The sequence below is a fragment of the Vulcanococcus sp. DEBay_Sum29NL08_54 genome, from assembly GCF_017859255.1.
In the GTDB taxonomy this organism is placed as follows: domain Bacteria; phylum Cyanobacteriota; class Cyanobacteriia; order PCC-6307; family Cyanobiaceae; genus Vulcanococcus.
Genome location: NZ_JAFMNJ010000034.1, coordinates 1 through 15,868, shown reverse-complemented (window position 1 = coordinate 15,868; position 15,868 = coordinate 1). Strand labels below are relative to the sequence as shown.

General features: G+C 64.6%; 20 protein-coding genes. 10 read left to right on the top strand and 10 right to left on the bottom strand.

The window, feature by feature from the left end; genetic code table 11:
* The 3 genes from QZ186_RS09845 to QZ186_RS09835 form a co-directional block, all read right to left on the bottom strand.
* The coding region (locus QZ186_RS09845) for a hypothetical protein (RefSeq protein WP_296416624.1) at positions 1–386 on the bottom strand (386 nt) is incomplete at its 3' end.
* Positions 387–422: 36 nt separating this feature from the next.
* Entirely contained in the window at positions 423–548 is a 126-nt protein-coding gene (locus QZ186_RS09840; protein ID WP_256463392.1) for a hypothetical protein, read from the bottom strand.
* Between the two features lie 153 nt (positions 549–701).
* Positions 702–1,202, bottom strand: a complete 501-nt coding sequence (locus tag QZ186_RS09835; protein ID WP_296416623.1) for a hypothetical protein — start codon at positions 1,200–1,202, stop codon at positions 702–704.
* 47 nt (positions 1,203–1,249) lie between these two features.
* Here QZ186_RS09835 and QZ186_RS09830 point away from each other — a divergent pair, with 47 nt between their 5' ends.
* Entirely contained in the window at positions 1,250–2,449 is a 1,200-nt protein-coding gene (locus QZ186_RS09830; protein ID WP_296416622.1) for an NAD(P)-binding protein, read from the top strand.
* A 3-nt stretch (positions 2,450–2,452) separates the two neighbouring features.
* Here QZ186_RS09830 and QZ186_RS09825 read toward each other — a convergent pair whose 3' ends face one another.
* Positions 2,453–2,713: a hypothetical protein gene (locus tag QZ186_RS09825; protein ID WP_010315968.1), complete on the bottom strand. Its 261-nt coding sequence runs from the start codon at positions 2,711–2,713 to the stop codon at positions 2,453–2,455.
* 96 nt (positions 2,714–2,809) lie between these two features.
* Positions 2,810–3,130 (bottom strand): helix-turn-helix transcriptional regulator, encoded by a 321-nt coding sequence (locus tag QZ186_RS09820; protein WP_247479920.1) that lies wholly within the window; start codon positions 3,128–3,130, stop codon positions 2,810–2,812.
* A 62-nt stretch (positions 3,131–3,192) separates the two neighbouring features.
* Here QZ186_RS09820 and QZ186_RS09815 point away from each other — a divergent pair, with 62 nt between their 5' ends.
* The 5 genes from QZ186_RS09815 (at position 3,193) to QZ186_RS09795 (ending at position 7,140) form a co-directional block, all read left to right on the top strand.
* A complete protein-coding gene (locus QZ186_RS09815) occupies positions 3,193–3,798 on the top strand; it encodes a bifunctional 2-polyprenyl-6-hydroxyphenol methylase/3-demethylubiquinol 3-O-methyltransferase UbiG (protein WP_010315964.1) in 606 nt (201 codons plus the stop codon).
* Positions 3,799–3,847: 49 nt separating this feature from the next.
* Positions 3,848–4,969 (top strand): rhodanese-like domain-containing protein, encoded by a 1,122-nt coding sequence (locus QZ186_RS09810; RefSeq protein ID WP_296416620.1) that lies wholly within the window; start codon positions 3,848–3,850, stop codon positions 4,967–4,969.
* A 17-nt stretch (positions 4,970–4,986) separates the two neighbouring features.
* Complete coding sequence (locus QZ186_RS09805) at positions 4,987–5,508, top strand: rhodanese-like domain-containing protein (RefSeq protein ID WP_296416619.1); 522 nt, start codon at positions 4,987–4,989, stop codon at positions 5,506–5,508.
* Positions 5,505–6,305 carry a sulfite exporter TauE/SafE family protein gene (locus QZ186_RS09800; protein ID WP_010315959.1) on the top strand — a complete coding sequence of 267 codons (801 nt, stop codon included), beginning with the start codon at positions 5,505–5,507 and terminating at the stop codon, positions 6,303–6,305. The genes QZ186_RS09805 and QZ186_RS09800 overlap by 4 nt, the downstream gene beginning before the upstream one ends.
* A 277-nt stretch (positions 6,306–6,582) precedes the next feature.
* Positions 6,583–7,140 carry a ferritin gene (locus tag QZ186_RS09795; protein ID WP_296416618.1) on the top strand — a complete coding sequence of 186 codons (558 nt, stop codon included), beginning with the start codon at positions 6,583–6,585 and terminating at the stop codon, positions 7,138–7,140.
* Here the strand turns inward: QZ186_RS09795 and QZ186_RS09790 are convergent.
* From QZ186_RS09790 to QZ186_RS09780, 3 genes are all read right to left on the bottom strand, one after another.
* Positions 7,137–7,421: a hypothetical protein gene (locus QZ186_RS09790; protein WP_296416617.1), complete on the bottom strand. Its 285-nt coding sequence runs from the start codon at positions 7,419–7,421 to the stop codon at positions 7,137–7,139. The genes QZ186_RS09795 and QZ186_RS09790 overlap by 4 nt on opposite strands.
* 3 nt (positions 7,422–7,424) lie before the next feature.
* Positions 7,425–8,024: a Crp/Fnr family transcriptional regulator gene (locus QZ186_RS09785; RefSeq protein WP_010315953.1), complete on the bottom strand. Its 600-nt coding sequence runs from the start codon at positions 8,022–8,024 to the stop codon at positions 7,425–7,427.
* Positions 8,025–8,199: 175 nt separating this feature from the next.
* Positions 8,200–9,210: an extracellular solute-binding protein gene (locus tag QZ186_RS09780; RefSeq protein ID WP_296416616.1), complete on the bottom strand. Its 1,011-nt coding sequence runs from the start codon at positions 9,208–9,210 to the stop codon at positions 8,200–8,202.
* Between the two features lie 181 nt (positions 9,211–9,391).
* Between QZ186_RS09780 and QZ186_RS09775 the strand changes: the two genes are divergently transcribed.
* Entirely contained in the window at positions 9,392–10,915 is a 1,524-nt protein-coding gene (locus tag QZ186_RS09775) for an iron ABC transporter permease (protein WP_296416615.1), read from the top strand.
* Here QZ186_RS09775 and QZ186_RS09770 read toward each other — a convergent pair.
* Positions 10,912–11,772 (bottom strand): metallophosphoesterase, encoded by an 861-nt coding sequence (locus tag QZ186_RS09770; RefSeq protein ID WP_296416614.1) that lies wholly within the window; start codon positions 11,770–11,772, stop codon positions 10,912–10,914. The two genes, QZ186_RS09775 and QZ186_RS09770, sit on opposite strands and share 4 nt — an antisense overlap.
* 409 nt (positions 11,773–12,181) lie before the next feature.
* Here QZ186_RS09770 and QZ186_RS09765 point away from each other — a divergent pair, with 409 nt between their 5' ends.
* The 3 genes from QZ186_RS09765 to QZ186_RS09755 all read left to right on the top strand — a co-directional run bounded on the left by QZ186_RS09765 (position 12,182) and on the right by QZ186_RS09755 (position 14,529).
* Positions 12,182–12,430 (top strand): hypothetical protein, encoded by a 249-nt coding sequence (locus QZ186_RS09765; protein WP_156797844.1) that lies wholly within the window; start codon positions 12,182–12,184, stop codon positions 12,428–12,430.
* Between the two features lie 366 nt (positions 12,431–12,796).
* The gene (locus tag QZ186_RS09760) at positions 12,797–13,150 is read left to right on the top strand and encodes a hypothetical protein (RefSeq protein ID WP_010315912.1); all 354 of its coding nucleotides are present in this window, start codon (positions 12,797–12,799) and stop codon (positions 13,148–13,150) included.
* 56 nt (positions 13,151–13,206) lie between these two features.
* Positions 13,207–14,529 (top strand): NAD(P)/FAD-dependent oxidoreductase, encoded by a 1,323-nt coding sequence (locus QZ186_RS09755; RefSeq protein ID WP_247477529.1) that lies wholly within the window; start codon positions 13,207–13,209, stop codon positions 14,527–14,529.
* Here the strand turns inward: QZ186_RS09755 and QZ186_RS09750 are convergent.
* Entirely contained in the window at positions 14,510–15,817 is a 1,308-nt protein-coding gene (locus tag QZ186_RS09750) for a chloride channel protein (RefSeq protein WP_296416613.1), read from the bottom strand. The genes QZ186_RS09755 and QZ186_RS09750 overlap by 20 nt on opposite strands.
* Positions 15,818–15,868 lie beyond the last annotated feature (51 nt).

Below are 15,868 nucleotides of genomic sequence, written 5' to 3'. Positions count from 1 at the left end.
GCCAGCGCCTGGTAGGCCAAAGGCTGACGGTGCTCCATGGTCAGCGACCAAAGACCACTGCCGAGATCCTGCAGTGCGGCGAGCAGGGCCGCCGTGTCTCCGTCGTTGAGCCATTGAGCCTTCAACGCCGGGAGCTGATCCTGCAGGGACTCAATCGGAACCGTGACCAACAGCAAACTCTGTTCTCCCGCGGCGCGACGCAACTCGCCCTGGTCACTGCGCTGCCAGACCCGAACCAAGAGATCCAGCGCCTGCTCACGTCCGACCTCGCCGGGATCAGCCCCAGCGGGCAGGGCCTCGCGCAGCGACTTGCCCTGCAGAGGCATCGCTCTCTGCCCGCCCTGCTCCAGCAAAGCCAGAACGATCAAATAGGGGGCATCAGCCATGAGACGCAGAAGCGACAGCGCCTCCACCCTGCCCGGTCAGAGGAACCCCTGGGAAGCCGGAGTGCGTTGCTGCTGGATCGGAGCGCGGGGATTCCAGGCGGCGAAGAACGCCGCCAAGGCAACCAGGGCGATCAAGCCAACGCGCCAGGGTTGACGGGACATGCCCGAGAGCCTGGGCATTGGCCCCCGTCCCCGCTGGGCGACGCCATCGAGGGGCGTGCCACACCTCCCGCAGACCATCCGGCCTCCCAAGCTTCGGTCGGATTTCACCGACCAACTGCCGCAGCGGGGGCACCCCATCGAGCCAAGGACCGTTCAACTCAGCCCATGTTGACCAGGAAGCCGCCACTGGGCCAGGCCACCCCCACGCCCTCGGGCCGCTAGCCAACCGGAGGCATCGCGGCCAATCAAGGCAAAGAACGGCGTCCGCTGGGGAGCCGGAGCCGGCAAGGCACGCTCCCACCACTGCCGCCCAGCGACCCTCAAACCCATCCGCAGAAATTGGAACTGCAGCAGAGGACGGCGCCCCTTGAGGGCTCCAGGACCTTCAAAAAACAGTTCAACGGCGCCCAGCCGCACGCTGTTGCGCAGCTGCAACGCGCCGGCCTCCTCACGGATCTCCAGCTGAGCCGCCAGTCCCCGCAACAGCACCCCTGAGAACTGGGACGCCTGGAGTCGCCCCTTCGGCCAGACCTGCTCCAACTGCCAGCAACCGACCAGATCAGCGGCCTGAAGGCCCGTTCCCTCCGATCGGGCTCGCCCCTCGAGGGCAAGCAACGCCTCGGCCGTGATGGATTGATCAATCCCTTCCGCCACGACAGCCCAAGCAAAGACCCAGCATGGTCAGGCTCTGGTCGATTCCGTTGCCCTCCTCGCTCCCGCGCACTGATCTCGCCATCGTCGGCGCAGGAGTCTCGGGCTGTGCGCTGGCGGCCTCGCTGCGCCGGCGCGGCTGGCGCGGATCCATCGAACTCCTGGAAATCGGGCGCGGTCCCGGGGGCCGAGCGGCCACCCGCTACTCGCGCCAAGACCCGGACCTACGGATCAACCATGGGGCCCCGCTCTTCAACATCCGAGCCCAGACGCCGCCAGAGCTGCTTCAGGCACTCGAGCAACGGGAGGTCATCAGCCCCTTCCGCGGATCCATTCAGAGCCTCGATGGGCAACGGTCACTGGGCCCTGCCATTGACGATGGCTTCAGCGACGGGCAGCTCTGGCAGGGCCGCGGAGGAATGGATGCCCTCGCCGCTGGACTGCTGGAGCTGGCCGAGGCAGAGGGCGGAGTCCTGAGCAGGCGCTTTGGAACCCTTGTGCGCCACCTGAGGCCCGAACGCTCCAAAACCGGTCTGCGCTGGACTTTGGAAAACAGCAGCGGGGAAGCCTTGGTCGAGGCCCGCTGGCTGGTCCTCAGCGGAACACTGCTGGCCCATCCCCGCTGTCAGCAGGTCTTTGGCTGGGACGGTATTCCGCTAGAGCAAGCAGCCGAAAGCCTGGCTGATCCCCAGCTCAACGCTGCGCAGTCCCAGCTGGCTTCGATCGAGGGCCAGGCCAGCTGCAATCTGTTGCTAACCCTTCCGCCGGAGCAGGCCAGCGCCTGGTTGGCACTGCCCTGGCAAGTTCTGCAATGCACCCCCTCGGCCCAGGAGCGTTGGGGACTGCGACGCATCAGCATCCAACCCCTGGCCGGCGGGCGCTGTGCCGTGGTCGCTGAATCCAGTCCCGCCTTCGCCGCGGCCCATCTCCATGTCTACGGATCGCGCTCATCGGCCGCTCAACTGCTCGGCGCCAAGCCGGATCCCTCGGATGAGAAGCGGGTGCTGGATGCCCTGACCCAGGCCCTGACGGATCTCAGCGGACAAACCCTGGGTGACGCACCAAGGCAACTGATGCGTTGGGGAGCCGCCTTCCCGCTGGCTCCAGGACTGGACCCCGGCCACAGCTGCTGCCCGGAAAGTGCCATCGGCTTCTGCGGGGACAGCCTCGCTGGGGACGGCTTTGGCCGGATCGAGGGCGCTCTATTGAGTGCCGAAGACCTGGCCACACAACTGATGAAGCAGCTCTAGGGCTTAGGCCGCGACGGACGAGCGGCGGCGCGCGGAGCTCACCGGCATGGTCAGGTGACGCTTGGCCTGCCAGACCGACTGGGCGGCATCAAACAGGGTGTTCTGCACATCCCAGACGAAACGCTGAACCCGAACCTGGGACTCACGCCGCTGCGGCAGCAAGTCTGAGAAGGCTGCCGCGTGGCAGAGATCGACAAGCATCGCCACTTCTTCGCGGCTCATCGTGATCTGGACGTTGTCCTCAGACCGGTGCGTGACCTGCATCGCCCCTTTAACCGAAGAAAACCAACCTACGCCGATTACCGCTGATCAAACAGAAATCAAGGGGCGCTTAAGCATTGAGAACAGAAAACGCAACTCTCAGGCCGACTGGAGCTGATCCAGCTGGGCCTGAAGTCGTTGCTTGAGACGGTTTTGAACCAAGGCGCACAGGTCATCGACCAAATCGCCCTCCGCCTGCCAGATCGTTCGAGTCCCCTCACGCTCACAGCGGACCAGGCCCGCGCGCTGCAACTGACCGAGCTGCCGGCTGATGTGGGACTGGGAAAAACCGGTGGCCTCAATCAAGGCCGCGACATCAATGGGCCCCTGCTTGAGATGGCAGAGCAGCTGAAGCCGCGCCGGCTCACTCAGCAGCCGAAAGAACTGGCTGTACTCCTCCAGCAACTCCTGGGAGGGCATTGCACCTGCGGCGCCCATTGCAATGCTGTATGACGATAAACGCATTATGCCTGGCCTCGCCAATGAATCAGGAGTTCTGGGATCAGCGCTTCCGCGAGAGCCACTACGCCTACGGCACCGAGCCCAACGACTTCCTGAGAGCCAAGGCGGCCTCCCTCTCCCCTGGAGACGCCCTCTGCCTGGCGGAAGGGGGAGGGCGAAACGCCGTCCACCTGGCCAAACAGGGGCACCGCGTCACCGCCCAAGACCTCAGCCCCGTCGGCCTGGAAATGGCCCAACAGCTCGCCGAGACCCAGGGAGTGACGCTGCACTGCCGCTGCGGGGACCTGCGCGACTTCAGCCCCGAGCCCGAGAGCGTCGACCTGATCGTCGCCATCTGGATGCACCTCGAACCCGAACTCCGGGCCCTGGTGCACCGGCGCGCCGTTGCAGCGCTCAAACCTGGAGGGCACCTGATCCTTGAGGCCTACAACCCGGCGCAACTCAACCGAGGAACCGGCGGGCCGCCCAACCCGGAGCTGCTGATCACAGCGGCGCAGCTGGAAGCGGAACTCCAAGGACTGACCTGGCTCGAGCTCCAGGAAACCGAACGCTGGATCGAGGAAGGCCCGCTCCACCAGGGGCAGAGCGCCGTGGTTCAGGCCTTTGGCCAAAAACGGGGCGCGTGATCACAAAGGCTTTATGCGTGTATAGTCATACAAGCCTGAAGCGGAGTCCATGGCCTCCATCGCGCCCTCCCCGGTCGCGCTCTCTGATGCAGCCGGTGGGCAACCCCTGCTGCATCGCCAACTCTTCGACGCGACAACGGGGACCTACACCTATCTGCTGGCCGATGTCACCTCCGGCGAGGGCGTGATCATCGATCCGGTGTTTGAACAACACGACCGAGATCTCTCCTTCATTCGCGAGCTGGGAATCCAGCTGGTCGCCAGCCTCGATACCCACGCCCACGCGGATCACGTCACCGGCAGCTGGCTGATGCAGCAAGCCACCGGCTGCGCCATTGGCCTCGCCCAGTCCGCCCGCGCCCAAAACGTCACCCTGCCCCTCGAGCACGGGGACCACGTGGCCTTTGGCAGCCGCCACCTGCAGGTGCGCAGCACCCCGGGGCATACCGATGGGTGTGTCACCTACGTCCTGGACGACCAATCCGCCGCCTTCACCGGCGACGCCCTCTTGGTTCGCGGCTGCGGGCGCTGCGACTTCCAGCAGGGTGACCCCCACACCCTCTGGCGCTCCATCACCGAGCAGATCTTCAGCCTGCCCAACAGCTGCCTGCTCTACCCAGGCCACGACTACACCGGCCGAACCCTCACCTCAGTGGCCGAGGAGAAAGCCTTCAACGCGCGCCTCGGCGGTGGTGCCGATGAACGGGACTTCGTGGGTCACATGACCAACATGAAGCTGCCCCACCCGGGCAAGATCGCCATCGCCCTTCCCGGGAACATGCGCTCGGGTCAGCCCCGCGACGAGCAACCCGCTCAGCACTGGGCACCGGTTCAGCGCAGCTTCGCAGGGCTCCCCGAGCTGCCCCCCAGCTGGCTGGCGGAACATCGCAACGCGGTGACCGTGCTGGATGTCCGCTCGGAGGACGAAGTCGAGGGCCCCGATGGCCGGATCGAAACCAGCCTGCACATTCCCCTGCAGGACCTGGAGCAGCGCCAAGCAGAGCTGCCCAGCGACCGTCCCCTCGTTGTGGTCTGCCATGCGGGGAGCCGATCCGCCTTGGCCACCCAACAGCTCCTGAAGGCCGGCTTCGATCGCGTCGCGAATCTGCGCGGCGGGCTCCTGCGCTGGAGCGATGAGGGCTACCCACTCGTGGGCTCCATCCACCACTAATCACCCCACCCACTCCCATGACCCACACCCAACCGATCAGCGCCCACGACCTGGCCGATCAACTCGCCGCCAAGCGCATCAGCGTGATTGATGTGCGTGAACCGATGGAGTTCGCCAGCGGTCACATCGCCGGCAGCCTGAACGTGCCACTCAACCGCCTGATGCAGGCGGATCTTCCCCAGGGCCCCCTGGTGCTGGTCTGCCAAAGCGGCAACCGCAGCAACCGCGCCCTCGGACAACTCATGGCCCAGGGGCACCCCCACCCGCTCAGTGAGCTGCAGGGTGGACTCCCCACCTGGCAGGGGGCCGGCTTCCCGGTGCGCAAACTCAAAAACGCACCCCTGCCCCTGATGCGTCAGGTGCAAATTGCCGCCGGTTCACTGGTGCTGCTGGGCCTGATCCTCAGCAACACCGTCGCCCCCGGCTGGATTGCGCTGACCTGGTTCGTTGGCGCTGGCCTGACCTTTGCCGGCGTCAGCGGCTTCTGTGGCATGGCCCGCCTGCTGGCCGTCATGCCCTGGAACCGGGTCTCCCTGTGATCAGCCTGATCCTGCTGGGACTGGGGGGCGGCCTGATCGGCTTTCTGCTCTCCGTCCTCGGGGCAGGGGGCTCCATCCTGCTGCTGCCTCTCTTGGTCAGCGGCGCCGCTCTGCCGACCAAGGAGGCCGTGCCGCTCTCCTTGATCGTCGTGATGATCCTGGCGCTGGCCAACCTGGGGCCCTACCTCCGCCGCGGCCAGTTCGCACCCAGGCCCGCCCTACTGCTGGGACTCCCGGCCCTCGCCGGCAGCTGGATCGGCGGGAGCTGGGTCAAGGCCGGACTGATCCCTGAGGCGGTTCAACTCAGCGTCTTTGCCGCCGCCGCCGTCCTGGCCTCCTGGCTGCTCCTACGTCCAGCCCCGGCAGGCGGCCGCGCGGCGTCCGAAGCTCTGCTGCTGCCGCAGGGTCTGTTGGTGGGTCTGCTGACGGGCATCGCCGGCGTCGGCGGAGGGTTCGCCATCGTTCCGGCCCTGGTGCTGTTGGCCGGTCTACCGATGGCCCTCGCCAGCGGCACCAGCCTGCTGCTGATCGCCGTCAATGCGTTGGTGGCCTTGGCTGCCCTGGGCCACTGGCCGCAGGCCAGCCTTCCTCTTCTTCTTCCGCTGCTAGCTGGCGGAGCCGCGGGCGCGGTAGCCGGCCAATGGCTGGCTCCTCACCTCAGCGATCGCCATCTACGGCGGGGCTTCTCCTTATTACTGATTGCCTCAGCCGTCCTGACCGGCGCAGAGGCCTGGAAACGTCAGGCACCCGCTGCATCCGTATCCCCTCGGGCCGACCTGATCCGTCCAGGGACCTAGTCCCGGCCGCAGCGACACTTACCGCCCTTCCACTTCGAGCACTTCTTCTGCTTGCAGCCCTTCTTTTTGGCGCAGGCCTGGAGCCTGCCCTCAGGCTGGACAGGCAGATCCGAGGAGGGGCCAGTGGATGGGGCCATCAGGGTCGAACCGGGCAGGATCGCAATGCAGTCATCTTATTGCAATCGATTCTCTTTTGCGCAAGCGAGTTGATTGTCAGCATTGATTTGCGCCGGCCCAGCAGAGCCCGTAGCTTGCGGCCAACTCCCCACGGCAGGCCATGACTCAATCGATCGCCCGCGGCCCCGCCGGGCGGGCCGTGGCCCAACCAATGGCCCCCGATCTACTCGGGGCCCTTCAGGAGCACCTGACCATGGAGCGCCAGGCCAGCGCGGCCTACTGGGCCCTGGCCATCTGGTTCGCCGAACGCGGGCTGCGGGGCTTCAGCAGCTTCTTGAAACAGGAGTCCAGCGAGGAGCAGCACCACGCCGGCCTGTTCGCGGATTACCTGATTGCCCGGGGCCAGGCGGTCACGCTGGAACCCCTCACAGCACCGCGCCAGAACTGGACCAGCATCGAAGAGGTCTTCCAAGGCATCTTCCAGATGGAGGCCGAGGTCACCACCTCCCTGCATCAGCTCTATGCCATGGCCGAGCGCAGCGGCGATGTGCGCACGACCGTCTTCCTCGATCCCCTCGTGCAGAGCCAGATCGACTCAGAAAACCAAGCCGCACATCTGCTGGATCGCATCAGCTTCTCCCATTCCGACCCAGCCGCCCTGCTGGTGATCGACGGAGAACTGACCGCCGGCCAAAGCGCACCGGCCTCCGTCGCCTAAGAACTGGGCAGGGGCCGCCTGCAGAGCTCCTGAAACAGAGACAACGTCAAGCGATCAACCACCACGGGCGCGGACTGCAGCCACTGGCCCAGTCGCCTGAGCTCAGCCAAGCGCGAAAACAGCTGCTCCGATTCCCGCTGCAAGCGCCGGCACAGAGCAGGGTTTTGACAGCGTGCCTGGTCTGCATCGATGCGAACCAAACGCGACCGCAACCCTTCCGCCTCCCGGCAGAGACAGCCCAGGGCATCCACCGAGACGCTGGCCTCACAAGGGCACTGCATCGATCAGAACCCCCCAGCCAGAGGAGCGGAATCCACCAGGGCTGGAGCCAGGCGGAAGCCAGCCTCACCCAATGGCGCCTCCAGCAGCTCGGCCTGACGGAACTTCGAGATCATCCGGGTGGTGGTCACCCGGGTCGCACCGATCAACTCACCGATCCGGTCATGGGTCAGGCGGAAAGGGAGATCGCACCAATCGCCGCAGCGGCGACCCAGGCGATGGACCAAGAGGCTCAAGAGAGCATGCAACCGCTGCTCAGCCGTGCCCAGGTGGCGAATGCGCAGCAGCTGCAGGGTCCACTCATTGACCGGGTCAAAGCCGCCAGCCCCCACAGCCTTGGCATCGCTGCTGAAGACCAACGGAGTCAAGGCCTCCACGCACACACCCTCACTGCAGAGCCGATCGGTGCGGAGCTGATCGCCGGGCTGGAGGAAGGCCAGGGTCATCCCCTCGGTCTCCTCACAGGGGCAATAGACGCGAGCCATGCCCTCGAGCACCTCGATGCAGCTGCCACCGGTATGCAAAGCAGGATCGAGCAAGACGGTTTGCCCGACCGGCATCCGCACGGCACTGGCAGGGGCGTCAGGGAGAAAGCGGAAGGACATGACCCCCGAAAACGGGCTAGTTGCGAATGCGTCGCAAGATAAACAAGAAACCCCTCCTTTTGCAAGCGATTCTCAATAGCAGTTTCTAGCTGCAAATGGAGCGCGGACCGGCGCAACAAAAAAGCCAGCCGCGCAGGGCGGCTGGCCGGGGTCCTTGCAGGCTTGCGCCAGGGCGTCAGCGCCAACCGCTGGACTGCATCAAGGCCACCGCCGCCTTGTTCTTGGCACCCATCTGCTGGGCCGAGACCCCATCGGCCTTGAAGGTTCCCAGGCGCTTGAGCACCGCGTTATTGCCAAAGCCCCGCAGCGGATATTCGTTGTTGGCTTCGGCGTAACCGCGACCTCCACTAGGTGACGCCAAGAACTCGATCAGCTTCAGCGCCGCCTCAGGGTTCTTCGCGGTTTTGACCACCCCGGCACCGGTGATGTTCACGTGGGCGGGATTGGGGAAGAGGACCTTGACCCGGTTGGCCAACTGCTGGTCGGACGAGCCGTTACCGCCAGCCAGCATCCGGGCGACGTAATAGGAGTTGACCAGACCAACGCCGCACTGGCCATTGGCGACGGCGCGAATCAGGGGGGTGTCGGAACTGAAGTAGGGCTGCGTCACGTTGGCGGTCATGGCCTTCACCCATGCCGCGGCCTGTTGATCGCCGCGCAGGATCATCTGGTCAGCGACCAGCGATTGGTTGTAGACGCTCTTGCGGTTGCGCAGGCACAGCTGGCCTTTCAGGGCCGGATTCGCCAGATCGGCATAGGTGCGAATGCTGCCCGGGTTCACCGCCTTGGGGTTCACCACCACAACGCGAACCCGCCGCGTCAGGCCAAACCAAAGGCCCTTGGAGTCCCGCAGGTTCGCGGGGACATCGCGGCTGAGCGAGGCCGAGCGACTGGGGCGAAACAGCCCCGCGTCCGCAGCCTTGTCCAGACGCGCCGCATCGGCCAGCACCAGAACATCGGCTGGGCTGTTGGCCCCTTCGCGTTTGATGCGCTCGATCAAGGCGTCATCCTTGGCCTCGAGCAGGCGAACCTTGATCCCCGTCTTCTGGGTGAATTGCTTGTAGAGCGCCTTGTCGGTGTTGTAGTGGCGGCCCGAATAGACGCCAATCTCCTGACTGTTGGCCTTCGCCAGGGAAGTCAGAACAGCCGCCCCAGCCGTGACGCCGAGCAGGGCAGCCGCTGCCAAGCGCTCAGGTGCGATGCAGGAACGAAGACGCTGAAACGCCAAGACCGGATCAAGTAGCACTGGCGGAACTATGCCCAGGCCCGATCCCTTCTGGAGAGGGGGTGATCATTGGCCACCCGCGTCTGTGACATTCATTACATCCCTGCCCCGTAGGCTTTGCGCCGCAGCCTCAGGCAAAGCATTGGCACGGGGACAACTGCCACAGCGAAGCCTGCTGGGCGCCGGGGTCCTGCTGGTTTGTGCAGCAGCCCTCGCCCCGGTCCTGGGTCTGACCTGGTTTGCCCTCAGCGGCGGCGGCATCGAGAGTTGGGGCCTTGGCGATGAAGGTCCGGTTCAGGTGCGCAACACCCTGGCCCTGGTGCTCCTGGTCGGGGCGCTGGCCGCCGCACTGGGCACCGGAACGGGCTGGCTGACGGCCCGCTGTGAGTTCCCCGGACGCCGCTGGCTGCGGGTGGCGCAGCTTCTGCCCCTGGCCACGCCGAGCTATCTACTGGCGGCCACCTTGATCGACCTGGGCAGTCGCTTTGGCCAGCGCATCTATGGCTTCAACCCCACCCTGGCGGTGATGGTGCTGAGCACCTACAGCTATGTCTTCCTGCTCTCGACCGAGAGCTTCTCGGTCAGTGGCAAGCGGCAGCTAGAGGCCTGCCGCAGCCTCGGAGTCGGCCCCTGGGGCAGCTTTTGGCGCGTAGCCCTGCCCATGGCCCTGCCCTCGATTGGAGCCGGGGTGGCGCTCACCGGCATGGAGGTGGTGAACGAGCTGGGAGCCGTGCAACTGCTCGGGGTCCCGACCCTCTCCTCCGGGATCCTGATGCGCTGGCAGCAAGAGGGGGATCCCCAAGCCGCTGTCGCTCTGGCCCTGATGGCCCTGGTGATCGTGGGCCTCCTGGTCGGAGCGGAGCGCACCCTGCGGCGCCGTAGCCGCTGCTGGACCATCAGCGGCGGCGGCGAGCCCGAACAGCGCTGGCGGCTTCAGGGGCATCAGCGCTGGCTCAGTCAATTGTTTTGCCTGGCCCCTCCCCTGCTGAGCCTTGGCCTGCCCTTGGTTTGGGCCCTGCTGAGTTGGGACCAACTCCAGAGCGAAGACAGCGCGGAATTGCTCGAGCTGGGTCTGCGTTCCTTTGGTCTGGCCCTGGTGGCCGCTGTCCTAACGGTGGTCGTCAGCCTGGTGCTCTCCATTGCCAAACGCTGGATTCCCAATGCCGGCATTCGGCGCCTGAGCTTTGCCGCTGGCCTGGGCTACGCCATTCCGGGCACCGTTCTGGCCCTCGCCCTGATGCTGATCGGTGGCCCCTTGGCCCTGGCCCCTCTGCTGCTGCTGGTCTGGGGCTACGTCGATCGCTTCCTAGCCGTCTCCAAAGGCGGCCTCGACGCGGCCCTGGAGCGCATTCCCCCGAGCATCGATGAGGCCGCCACCTCCCTGGGCCAGAGCTGGGGGGGCGTGCTGCAGCGCATCCATCTCCCCCTGCTGCGGGGACCGCTGCTGATGGGGAGCCTGCTGGTCTTTGTCGACACAGTGAAGGAACTGCCGCTGACCTTTGCGCTCAGGCCCTTTGACTTCGACACCCTGGCCGTTCGCGTCTATCAGTACGCCAGCGATGAGCGAGTCGGGGCGGCCCTGATCCCAGCCCTGCTGATCTTGAGCATGGGCCTGATCGCCGCCGCCGCCTTGATCCCGAGCCTGGATCGACTGGAGCAGCGCTAGCGGCGAGCGACCACGCCCTGATCGATCAGCTTTCCGTCACGATCCCAAGCCCGCACGGTCAGGCTGTTGGGCCCAGCCTCCAGTTCCGCAAAGCTGTAAACGCTCACGGCCTTCGCCGATTGCGGCTTGGCGATCACGGGGCGGAGATAGGCCCCTCCGCCTCCAACGATCAGGTAGGTGATGCCGTCGATCGGCTTGCTGCGCTCGTAGTGGTGTTCATGGCCATTGATGTAGAGCTGCACCCCATGGCGCTGCATCAAGGAGCTCAACTTGCCCCGTAGGCCGGGGTTGTTGCCGTAGAGACCGGAGGAGTAGATCGGGTGATGGCCCACCACCACTTTCCAGGGGGCCTGGCTCTTGGCCAAGGCGGACCGCAGCCAGGACAACTGGGACGTCCAGGGCGCATTGCCGTTGGTGTCCAGCATGAAAAATTCGACCTCGCCGCGGCGGACGCTGTAGAAGCGCCCCTTCATGCCATAGGGCTTGTAGGCCACCTGGGGATCGCCATTGGCCGTGCGGATGTCGTGGTTGCCCAGGACCGCGTGGAAGGGGACTTTGGCCGCCAGCAGCTCGGCGTAGGGAGTCAGGAACGTCGACTGAACCTTGCGGATGTCTCCTGAGGGGTAGATGTTGTCCCCAGCCAGCAGCACCAGGTCCACGGGCTTCCGGCGATGCACCGCAGCCATTTGGGTCCCAACGGCCCGCTGATGGACGTTGCCGCTGCCCACATCGCCCACCGCTAAAAAGCGGGTGGTGCTCAGGGGAGGTGGACTCGCCACCTGGGCCCAACTGTGTCCAGCAGCAACGGTGGCCGTGGCCGCTCCAGCCATGAGCAGCAGCAGCGCGCGACGGTGCATGGCTGGGATCGAGCAAGGTCTCCCCAGGTTGACGCAATCAGGCCGCCGGCCGCTACCGCCGGCTGTGCTTTTTGGCGCACCCCGTCGCATCCTTTGCCGCAGCACCGTCCTCAGCTGGGGCCAGCCTTGGCGGAGCGACACAAACAACATGCTCCGGATCTTTGGAGATCGCCAAAGCCTCTTGGCCGCCCTGAGTTGTCACTGGTCCTATGAGCTAATCCAGCTGGATCAACCCTTCCAGCAGCGCTCCAAGACGACTTGGGGGTGCCCCGTCGCAACCAAGAAAAAACCGTTGCAGATAAAAGAGTCTGCTCTTGGAAACGCAAGCTCCCAGTGATCAGTGAGCCAGGTGTGAGCGCAGGGTTTCGCTGCAACGGTTGCGCTGAGGGCTGATGCAGTGGTGCTGGGCATGGCCGCTGCGCTCAAGGAAGGGGAGTTTGCTGAAGCGGAGGACATCGTCGGTGGATCCAATCCAACCCGCCGCGGCCAAGATCTAATGAGAGAGTCAACCTGGCGAAAACTGGACGAACGATCAAGACGCGAGCGTGAGCGGCAGATCGAGGCGACCGAATTTGCAGAAGCGATGCAAGGTCGCAAGTCCTGGACGACAGCCCACTACCAAGCAGTTTTCGAATACCTGGAGAAGCATTCGCATTGATGGCAACTGTGTGGAGATTGAGACTGCAGTCGATGTATTGAAGGACTAACCACCCGCAAGGATGAGAACGGGCTGGATTGCCATCAGCCAGTGGTTGATCCAAGTCATCAGGACTATCTTGAGGTCACAGCAAAAGCTGCGTGCGTTCATATCCCATTCCAGATTCAGTTCATGCCACACACACATTCCAAGCTGCGGCCAGAGAACACAACCGCAAGCCAGACAAAGCAGCCAAACAAAAGCGTCGACACCAGCCGTCATCAGCAGCGGCCACAGGCCAGCCCCAGACCAAGCTGCCCTCCGAGCTGGGATGACTTATTGGGACAACGTTGAGCGCCAATCGTCCAATCAGGCTTAACTCAAGCCATGGATAAGCGTTGGCTCGATCTCCGTTGGCCGGTCACCGTGCTCCTGCTTGGGGCCATGGGTTTTGTGCTGCTGGCACGAAGCAGCCGGCACCCGATTCAACTCCGCTTGGAGGTGAGCTTCAGCAAGCCGGTGACCGTCGGGGGGACCTTGCAACATGACCTCGTCATGGAGAAGCCGGTGCTGGTCCGCATGAGGGAGACTGTGCCGATTCAGCTCAGGATGAGTCATCCCAAACCGATCAACGTCGAGATCAGCGAGAAAAAACCGATGCAGGTCCGCGTGGGAGAAGAGAAACCGATGGAGGTTCAAGTTCAACCCGAAGGGTCTGTGAAAGTCCGGCTGGGTCTCTAGGCGCTAAAGCCAGCTTTGAAAACCGTGGATAGTTTGAAGTCAGCACCCGCTGGCCGATGGCTCCCGAACGCTTTTTTCTCGAGCTGACCCCTCCGTCTGAATTGCTCAGATCCGCGCCCCATGTGGTGATCGTTGGCGGTGGGTTTGCCGGGCTGCGGGCGGCCCATGTCCTGGCGGGGAAGACCGTTCGCGTCACCCTGATCGACAGGCGCAACTTCAACCTGTTCCAGCCCCTGCTCTATCAGGTGGCCTCTGGCCTGGTCTCCCAAACCGATGTGGCCTCCCCCCTGCGGGTGATGTTGGGGGAATCCGAAAACATCCAGATCCTGATGGGGGAAGTGGATGACATCAATACCAAGGACAAGGAGGTGGTCTTCAACAACCGCCGCTACCGCTACGACCATCTCGTTCTGGCCGCAGGAGCGACCAGCAGCTACTTCGGCCATGACGAATGGCGCAGCGAGGCCATTCCGATGAAGACCCTGGAGGATGCCTACGCCATCCGCCGCAAAGTCTTGAACTCCCTCGAGGAGGCCGAGCAAACCCCCGACCCAGAACGCCGCAAGTGGCTGCAATCCGTGGTGGTGATCGGAGGAGGTCCAACCGGCTGCGAACTGGCCGCATCCCTCAACGATCTGATGCGGCACACCCTGGAGCGGGATTTCATGCAGATCGATCCCACCCACTGCAAGGTCACGCTGGTGGATCCAGGCGATCGGGTCCTGCGGGCCATGGATCCGCAGCTCTCAGCCTCGGCTGGCGATCACCTCAAAGCCAAGGGGGTCGAGCTCCTGCTGGGGGGACGTGTCAAGGACATCAGCGAGGGCAAGGTCGTCATCACCACCAAAGATGGCGAAGTCACCCTGGAGGCCAACACCATCTGCTGGACGGCCGGTGTCGCCGCCTCCCCCCTCGGGAAGCTGCTGGCTGAGCGCACCGGCTGCGAACTCGACCGTGGCGGCCGAGTCGTGGTGGAGCCGGACTTTTCGATCAAAGGGCATGGCGAGATCCGCGTGATCGGAGATCTCTGCAGCTACAGCCATACCCGCGATGGCAAACCCCTGCCTGGGATGGCCGGCCCGGCGGTGCAGATGGGGGGCTGGGTGGCCAAGGACATCCTGGCCCAGTGCCAAAGCCAGCCCAATCCCGCCTTTGCGTTCACCGACTTCGGCAGCATGGCGGTGGTCGGACCACTCTTTGCGGTCGCCAACCTGCGGGGCCTCAAACTCAGCGGTCCCCTGGGCTGGGTCCTCTGGGGCCTCGCGCACCTGGCCTTCATGCCCGCCAATGAAAGTCGGTTGACGTTGCTGACCAAATGGCTCTGGATGATTGCCACCCGCGAGCGCTCAGCCCTGGTGATTACGGAGACGTCTTCGTAGCTTCGCCACTCAGGGCATGGAGTGCGTGGTAGATCGGCTTGGCGACGAACTGCCGGCTGACGTAGGCGGCCAGCACGCAAGCCACCAGCAGTCCCGGTAGCAACTGCTGATCTCCCGCCAGTCGAATCCCAAAGAGAATTGACATCACCGGGAGCTGGGTGGCGCCGGACAGTCCAGCCACCATGCCCAAGGCCAAAAAGAGTTGAGGCGAGCCCGCAAGATCGCCGATCACCTGTCCCATGGCCGCGCCAAAGGTGAAGGAGGGATCAATCAATCCGCCGGGGATACCGGTGGAGAGGGCCAAAACCGGACCAATGATCCGCAGCAGAAGCGTGAGCAGATCCGTCCATAACCCATGGGGAAGCTCCACCCCATCGGCTGAGCCAAAGAGCAGCCGCCCCATCAGCAACTCGCCGTCACCGCCACCGGTGCCGCCGCTAACCAGCAGAAACAGCGACAGGAACGCGCCAACACCCAGGCCTAAACGAATCGGAAAACGGCGCGCCAACGCGACACCCCGACGGGTGCCCGCCAGCAACAGGCGGGCGAAAGCCGCCCCCACCAAACCACCGAGCAGGCCAACGGGAAGCGCCCAAAGAACCTGCAGCAATTCCATCGGCTCGACGCCGACGGTGCCCAAGGCAAACATCGGCTGTCCAGCCAGGTTGCTGAAGGAGGCCGCCATCCCACTGACGACCAGGGCAGGCCAGATCAGGGTGGAGGAAAAGGCACTGATGAACTCCTCCACCACAAACACCACACCCAAGAGCGGCGTATCGAAACCCCCGGCCAAACCAGCACCACCAGCCACCGCCAAGAGCTCGGCTTGCCCTAAGCCATAGAACCAATTCGGGAAACGGCGCCGCAAAAAATGGGCGGCCGACGCACCGACCTGCACCACGGGCCCCTCACGGCCGATCGGGATCAGGGCAAGGCTGGCGATTCCCCAAAGGGCCAAGCGCTGCAGGCTGGGTGCCCAGCCCAGCAGCGCCGAGGCTTGGGCTGGATGCTCAATGCTGGTCATGGTCTGGGGGATACCCGAGCCGGCGCCCCGGGCCCAGATTCCCCGTTGCAACAACAGCAGGATCGGCACCACCACCAGCGGCGAACAGGCCAAGGCAAGGGAGGTTGGGGTCCACCCCTCACCACTGAAGGCCGGCAGCAGACCCAGCAGTTGGTCCTGCCAACGATCGAGCATGTTGAAGGGCCAACAGGCCACCCCGACGAGCACACCAAGCAGCGACAACTGCAACAAGTTGCGGATCAGCTCGCGGGTGCGCAGAACCACGGCGGTGCTCTCAAACCGAGCACATGATGCCGCCGAAATCGCCTTAGATCA